At 38.6% G+C, this 7,226-nt stretch carries 4 protein-coding genes and 1 pseudogene; 3 read left to right on the top strand and 2 right to left on the bottom strand.

Going from position 1 to position 7,226, the window contains the following annotated elements; genetic code table 11:
* Positions 1-49 precede the first annotated feature (49 nt).
* The gene (locus tag GQR44_RS17890) at positions 50-556 is read left to right on the top strand and encodes a helix-turn-helix domain-containing protein (protein ID WP_166370789.1); all 507 of its coding nucleotides are present in this window, start codon (positions 50-52) and stop codon (positions 554-556) included.
* Positions 556-1,398, top strand: a pseudogene (locus GQR44_RS17885) (IS3 family transposase); the annotation flags it as partial. The gene GQR44_RS17890 and the pseudogene GQR44_RS17885, both read left to right, overlap by 1 nt.
* Positions 1,399-1,475: 77 nt before the next feature.
* Here GQR44_RS17885 and poxB read toward each other — a convergent pair.
* The gene (gene poxB / locus GQR44_RS17880) at positions 1,476-3,200 is read right to left on the bottom strand and encodes a ubiquinone-dependent pyruvate dehydrogenase (protein WP_166373044.1); all 1,725 of its coding nucleotides are present in this window, start codon (positions 3,198-3,200) and stop codon (positions 1,476-1,478) included.
* Positions 3,201-3,872: 672 nt separating this feature from the next.
* Here poxB and GQR44_RS17875 point away from each other — a divergent pair.
* Positions 3,873-6,017 carry an MFS transporter gene (locus GQR44_RS17875; protein WP_166373048.1) on the top strand — a complete coding sequence of 715 codons (2,145 nt, stop codon included), beginning with the start codon at positions 3,873-3,875 and terminating at the stop codon, positions 6,015-6,017.
* A 90-nt stretch (positions 6,018-6,107) separates the two neighbouring features.
* Here GQR44_RS17875 and GQR44_RS17870 read toward each other — a convergent pair whose 3' ends face one another.
* Complete coding sequence (locus GQR44_RS17870) at positions 6,108-7,154, bottom strand: polysaccharide lyase family 7 protein (RefSeq protein ID WP_166373043.1); 1,047 nt, start codon at positions 7,152-7,154, stop codon at positions 6,108-6,110.
* Between the last annotated feature and the right edge of the window lie 72 nt (positions 7,155-7,226).

Below are 7,226 nucleotides of genomic sequence, written 5' to 3'. Positions count from 1 at the left end.
TGAACTGACCCCAAATAGTTGGACAACCAATTACTGAGGGTCTTTTTTTATGTCCAAATATAGTCGTGAGTTAAAACTCATCATCGCAAAAGAATGCCTAGGTGGTAAGTCATCTAGGAAACTAGCAAATGAATTTACAATATCCTCTCGACAGATTCGATATTGGACTTCGGTTTTCGCAATTCATGGGACAAACGCATTCTTACCTACTTCTCATGGTTGTAATGCAAAAACAAAACTTCAAGCATTAAAATTAATGTGGACAAATGACTGGTCGCTCACTCACACTAGTGCTGTATTAAATTTGTCTTCACCCGGCTCTCTTTCTGTATGGCTAAAAACATATAATGAGGCTGGGCTTAGAGGACTTGAATGTTCCTCACTCGGGAGACCTCCTATGAAACCACAACCAAATACTCCTGCAAAGCCAAATAATGAAATGACACTTGAAGAACTAAAAGAAGAGCTTGCTTATCTACGAGCAGAGAATGCTGTTTTAAAAAAGTTGGAAGAGCTGGAACAGACAAAACGCCGTCAAATAAAGAAAAAGCGTTAGTTGTTTTAGCTCTCAAAGATAAGCATGCTTTGAAGCACCTCCTTCAAGCCACTCACTTGGCAAAGAGTGTGTTTTATTATCAAGTTAACGCAGGCAAAAAAATGGATGCTTATAGTCTTGAATTAGATCTTATTAAGACGATTTACCATGAGCATAAAGGCCGTTATGGCTATCGTCGTATTCACCTAGCGCTTAGAAGGCAAGGAGTTATGCTAAACCATAAGACGGTACAAAGACTGATGTCGCAATTAAACTTAAAATCGACAGTAAGACCCAAAAAATACAGCTCTTATAAGGGAGGTGTAGGGAAAACAGCACCTAATGTTCTTAAGCGAGACTTTAAAGCAACAAGACCAGATGAAAAATGGGTAACCGATGTAACTGAATTTAAGGTTAAAGATCAGAGAGTCTATTTGTCACCAGTTGTTGACCTATTTACCCAAGAAGTAATCGCTTATAAGATCGCTAAAAATGCTCGTTTACCATTAGTCACAGATATGTTGAAAGATGCTCTCGATAATTTGAGCAAGAACTCAAAACCCATCGTACATAGCGATCAAGGCTGGCAGTATCGGCACAAAGCATACCAAAAACAGCTTGCAGATTGTGGGCTTACACAAAGTATGTCCAGAAAAGGGAATTGCTTAGATAATGCAGTAGCTGAAAACTTTTTTGGATTATTAAAAACAGAAATGTATCATAGGCAAAACTTCAAAGATGCCGATGAACTGATAGAAAAGCTCGACGAATATATCGAGTATTACAATAAAAAAAGGATAAAGGTCAAATTAAAAGGCCTGACTCCGATAGAGTATCGAATCCAGGCCTTACAAGCCGCCTAACTAAAATGTCCAACTATTGGGGGTCAGTTCATCACTCCACACTGCATATAGGGGCTTTATCTTTTCTGATCAGGAATTTAACGTGACCAATTGGTTTTGCTGAGTTCGACTATTTCATTACCTTTACCATTAATTAACGCTTTCATCATATAAACGCTAAAACCTTTTGCCTGTTCAAATTTAATTTGTGGTGGCATGGCAAGTTCTTGTTTTGCAGTATCAACTTCAAGCACTACAGGCCCAGAGTGTTCCATCATTTCAGCCATTGCTTGGGGTAGCTTTTCTGGATTACTAACATGGATCCCTTTTAGGCCACAGGCTTGTGCTATTTTTGCAAAACTTGGATTATCTAAATCGGTATCATCTGACAAGTAACCGCTAGCTTTCATCTCCATCGCAACAAAACCTAATGAGCGATTATTATAAACAACGATTTTAATTGGTAGGTTGAGTTGTTTTAGCGATAACAGATCACCCATTAACATCGAGAAACCACCATCGCCACACATTGCAATTACTTGACGGTTACGGTCTAAGGATTGTGCTCCCATTGCTTGTGATAAGGCATTTGCCATTGAACCATGATTAAATGATCCAATTAAACGGCGTTGACCATTCATCGATAAATAACGAGCAGCCCAAACGGTTGGTGTTCCCACATCACAGGTGAAGATAGTATCGTCAGCAGCTTGTTCATCGAGTAGTCGCGTAAGGTATTGAGGGTGAATCAAGTTATGTGAGGTTTTGCCATTAGCCAATAAATCGAGGTCCTTTCGGGACTCTTTATAATTTTTAACACATTTTTTTAAATGGGTGCTATTGCGGCCATCTTTAATATGCTCAAGTAATGAGGTCACAGTATTTTTAGTATCTCCTAGTACGCCAAAATCAATTTGAGCATGTCGTCCCAGTGATGCGGGTTGGTTATCTATTTGTAGAATAGTGGCATTTTCTGGATAGAAAGCTCGATAAGGAAAGCTGGTACCGATCATTAATAACGTATCTGCTTCTTGCATTGCGTGATAACCCGATGCAAAACCGATAAATCCAGTCATTCCAACATCATAGGGGTTATCATATTCAAGAAACTCTTTACCGCGCATAGCATGTACTATTGGGGCTTGTAGTTTCTCTGCTAAAGCAATAATTTCGTCATGCGAGCCTTTACACCCTGCACCACACAATAAAGTTAACTTTTTACTTTTATTAAGGTGTGTTGCTAATGTTTTTATATCATCTGTATCAGGGGTGTAAGTTGCTAGTTTGGGTACGTTCCATTTTGCTTTAGTTAATTCTGGCATTGCTTTGAGCGCAATATCTCCGGGTAGAACAAGCACGCTTACATCATTATGCAAGATGGCTTGGCGCATAGCTGTTTCGAGTAAATACGGCATTTGTTCTGGATTAGAGACTAACTCACAAAAAACACTGCATTCTTTAAATAATTCCTGGGGATGTGTTTCTTGAAAGTAGTTACTGCCTATTTCAGAAGAGGGGATATGGGCAGCTATAGCCAATACAGGGACTTTATTTCGATGGCAGTCAAACAAACCATTGATTAAATGTAGGTTGCCGGGACCGCAAGAACCTGCGCAGACGGCCAACTCTCCTGATACGTGTGCTTCTGCACCTGCGGCAAAAGCAGCGGCTTCTTCATGGCGTGTTCCTAACCATTCGATAGAGCCCATTTTTCGTAAACTATCACTTATTCCGTTGAGTGAATCGCCAGTTACACCCCAAATTCGCTTTACACCAGCTTGTTCAAGGGTTTGAGTAATAAAACTTGCGATACTTTGACTCATATTTAGATACTCCTTAGTATTAAATTTGATGATGTTGAAGTTACGTTAATGATATTTTTGTGTGTATAAAAAATGATCATTCAATAATCATCCTCTTGAGAGTCTTAGTTCACAATGATGAAGGGAAAGTTTCTTGTAATATTTTGTTATAAAAAATAAATTTATATAAATAAAAGGAATATAAAAAAGAAATATGAATAAAGTAATCTGCTGAAAATAGAGCACTTCTGCATTAGACCTTTGCAAAGGTAATAAGCAATTTTGTGCGACTTCTATTTCAAATTGATTCATGTTCCCAAGCCAGCGTTCGAGCATAGCTCGAGTAGAGAGCCTATATTTTGGGGAATAAAATTTTTTAAGTAAATATATCATTGAAATTATTAGCTATTTTTGATTGGCCCTGTGTGTATTTTAATTTTCATATGATGCATTTGAGGTTAAAAGGTTTGAGCGTTTTGCAAAACTAAGCCGATCTATTATTGAAAGATTTAATATAATACTTGAAGCGTTACATTGGGCTTTTTTGTTAATGCTTTTTGCTTTATATTTAACATTCTTGCCGATTGTTTAAGCAATTGGTCATCGATACCCTTTCTCCTGAAATGCACTGTATGTGAGTGACTATTTAGGAGCACTCAATGCGCTGCTAAATAAGAGAATTCCTCTGTGATAATGACAATTAAACCTTTTTTTCTATTGCTAATAAGCTGTTTTTTATTAATGACAGGTTATGGGTTAAGCAATATTTTGTTACCTGTTCGAATGCAAAGTGATGGCGTTAGCCTGAGTAATATTGGTCTTGTTTTATCAATGCTGTCGGTAGGATTTTTACTGGGTGCGGTTTATAGTCGTAAGTTATTACAACGTGTTGGCCATATTAGAATATTTGCGATGTGCGGTAGTTTAACCTCTGTTGCTATTTTAGTGTCTGGTTTGTTTCCTGATCCAATTGTTCTAGGTGCGATGAGGATCTTAACGGGATTCTGTATCGCTTGTACCAATGCGACGTTGGATAGCTGGCTAAGTTTTAGTGCAACTGAAAAAAATCGCGGCAGAATACTCTCTATTAATCAGATGGTGGTAATGAGTGCGCTATTCTCTGGGCAGTTTTTATTAAGCATTGCACCTATCGATCAAATGACGTTATTTGTTGTGTCAGGGGTTTTATTTAGCTTAGCGATAACGCCAATTGTGATTAGTAAACAGCAGGGGCCTAAGATTGAAGATAGTGAATCGATGTCTTTGCTTACTATTGCAAAACTTTCACCACTAGGGGTCGTGAGTTGTTTTTATTGTGGTGTTCTGTACGCTGGTTTATTAAATATGTTGCCTATCTTTGCCAGCGATAATGGAATTAAAGATCTTAATCTATCCATTTTTATGGGAGCAGCAATACTAGGGGCCATTCTATTACAGTTCCCTATTGCTTACCTTTCTGATCATTTTGACCGACGTAAAATTATGCTCGGTATGGTTACAACTATTATTTTAGCAGCGCTATGTATCCCTTTATTCCTCTCATTAAATATGTTCAATTTAAGCTTATTTTCAATTGCGTTGATCACTGGTGTTGCTGCTTGTTTGTATCCTATGAGTATGTCTGAAACCTTCGATAAAGTATTAAAAGAGCAAATTTTAGCGGCAATGTCTTCGTTATTAGTGATTTATGCATTTGGCAGTATTCTGGGGCCTTATTTAGCGTCGGCCGCAATGGGCGCATTTGGTAGTAATGCATTATTTACCTTTATTATTGCGGTTGCGGTTACGTTATTAGTTTTTATATTAGTCCGCATGCAACAACGTTCTGCTTTACCGCAAGAAGACCAAGATCATTTTGTTATGCAGACGCCAGCAGGTGCGGTATCAGCACTGGATCCACGTATCGATTATGCTGAACCAGCCTATAAGCCAAGTGCTGAAGCCGAAGTCGCCGTTAGTTTAGCGACTAAAAATCCCGGCGCTGCCGTTAATATGGCTAAAGCGCTGGCTTTAAGAGACCCACATAATGCGTCCAACTTAGCAGCGGCCTTAAGTACTATTGAAGAAATCAATATTGGTAAGTTATATGCTGCGATCAGTACCGCTGCGCCTGAAATGGCTATTCATATTGCCGAAGCATTAACCACTGCATCGCCAGAACAAGCGGAAGAATTGGTTGACTGGATAAGTGCAAATCATCCAGATCAATTCACTAATATTATTGTCGCTATCGCTAATTCGATGCCAGATAATGGTATTCGAGTGATGGAATTAGCGGCTGAAAATATGTCCGGTGAAGATTCGTCAGACTTGTTAGAAATGACTGAGCAATATATGACTGAGTTTTCTGATTCATTAGATGAAATGCGTCCAGTCGATAGAAGTGCAGCTGCTTCACAGGAAACGGCTACTGAATTGTATAGTCGCTTAAGTGATGTTTCACCTGAATATTCTGCGGAATTAGCGCTGACCGTTTCTGAGGCGTTACCTGAATCGTCTAATGCTGTCGCAGAAGCTTATGTTAATAACTTAATGGACACAGATAATGAGCAACAAAGTGAAGCACAACAAGCGGAAGATATTGAGGAAGCTGTCAATGATTATTTGACTCAAGTAGTTGAGAATATTCCTGAATATGCAGTTGATGTTGCGAGTACCTTTATTGACTCTGTACCTGAAGTTGCTTCTGAAATGGTAGAGTTATTACAAGATTCTGAGGCGGTTGATAGCAGTGATTTAAGTGCGTCTGTTGACGACAAACCAGAAGAGGATACGTTACAAGAGCAGCTACTAGAAGCCGTTATTACGCAAACGGATAAACCGAATCAGGAGCCATAGAGTAGAAGGATAGAGCGAATTTTCAAAAGATAAAAAAAGAGTCCATTGCAAAGCAAAAGACTCTTTTTAATAATTTATATTATTCGCTTTTTATTGACCGTTAAGTTTAAGTGCTGAGAATGTCACACTACTGTAATTACCGTCTTTCTTATCTTTAGCAAAGTCACCAGTACCTTCACAGCCTGTTCCCCAAACTGCATGTTGATCACTCACACTACATTGTCCATAAGCGCCTGCTTTGAAGTAGAAATCATCTTCTGCATAACCTTGGGCATGATCTTTGTCATCGTATCCTTTGCTTAAGTCAATATCGTAGCTAACTGGTTTGTGACGAGCCGTCTCAAAGGTTAAGTGCATTATTGTGCCTTCAATATTTACTTTATAGCTAAACTCTTCACCTAAAGCGATGCCTGCTTTACCCGGCTCTGCTTGGTTTTCCCAAGTATTGCCCCAAACAGGTAATGAAATATCCATACGATTAGGATCTTTCTTTTCTAGGTTTCGTTCATAGTTCCAAAAAACAGAACCGTATTGGTGCCCTGGGAATTTTTTGAAGAAAATTTTCAGTGGCTCATTACCGTGACCAAAACCTGTTTTTGCTTTGATTAACTGGTCGTGTTTCTTGGCATGAATTTGGCCAACAACAACTGAATGGGCTGGTGGACGCTCTGGATGTTTTGCATTTTCAGCGACATGGTTAACTTTAACTGTTGCTTCTAAAGTACCGCCAACAGCACTATATTCTTTAGCTTGTGGATGACTGCTTAGTGCCCATTGGTTAAGTTTGTCTGAGGTGTCTATGGAAAAGTCAGCACCACGAGGCATCTGACGTAATTCAGAACGAGCATTTTTTGAATTTTTAGTGGTGATCGCTTGGTTTTGTACTTCAAAAACCATGTTGTTATCTTTGTCTAAAAAGAAAAAGTCTTGATGCGCATAACTTAACATTGCAACACCTTCAATTTCATCTACTCGACCATCTTGGTTGATATCTGAAGGAATAGTGATTTTCCAATTGCGCATGTCAAATTTGTCAGCAGGTACTGCGTTTGCAACGCCATTATTAGCAACATCTGCGAGTGTTAATGTAGGTAAAGCAAGTAACATTGAACCAGCAAGAATAAGTGTTTTTTTCATTTTCTAATCCTTTTTTATGATTGTTATATTGTAATACTATATTAATTAACTATGCATCATAGGGAGTCATTA

Source organism: Psychromonas sp. SA13A (assembly GCF_011378715.1).
Lineage (GTDB): Bacteria > Pseudomonadota > Gammaproteobacteria > Enterobacterales > Psychromonadaceae > Psychromonas.
The sequence above is the reverse complement of the archived record's forward strand: the minus strand, read 5'-3'. Positions and strand labels throughout refer to the sequence as shown.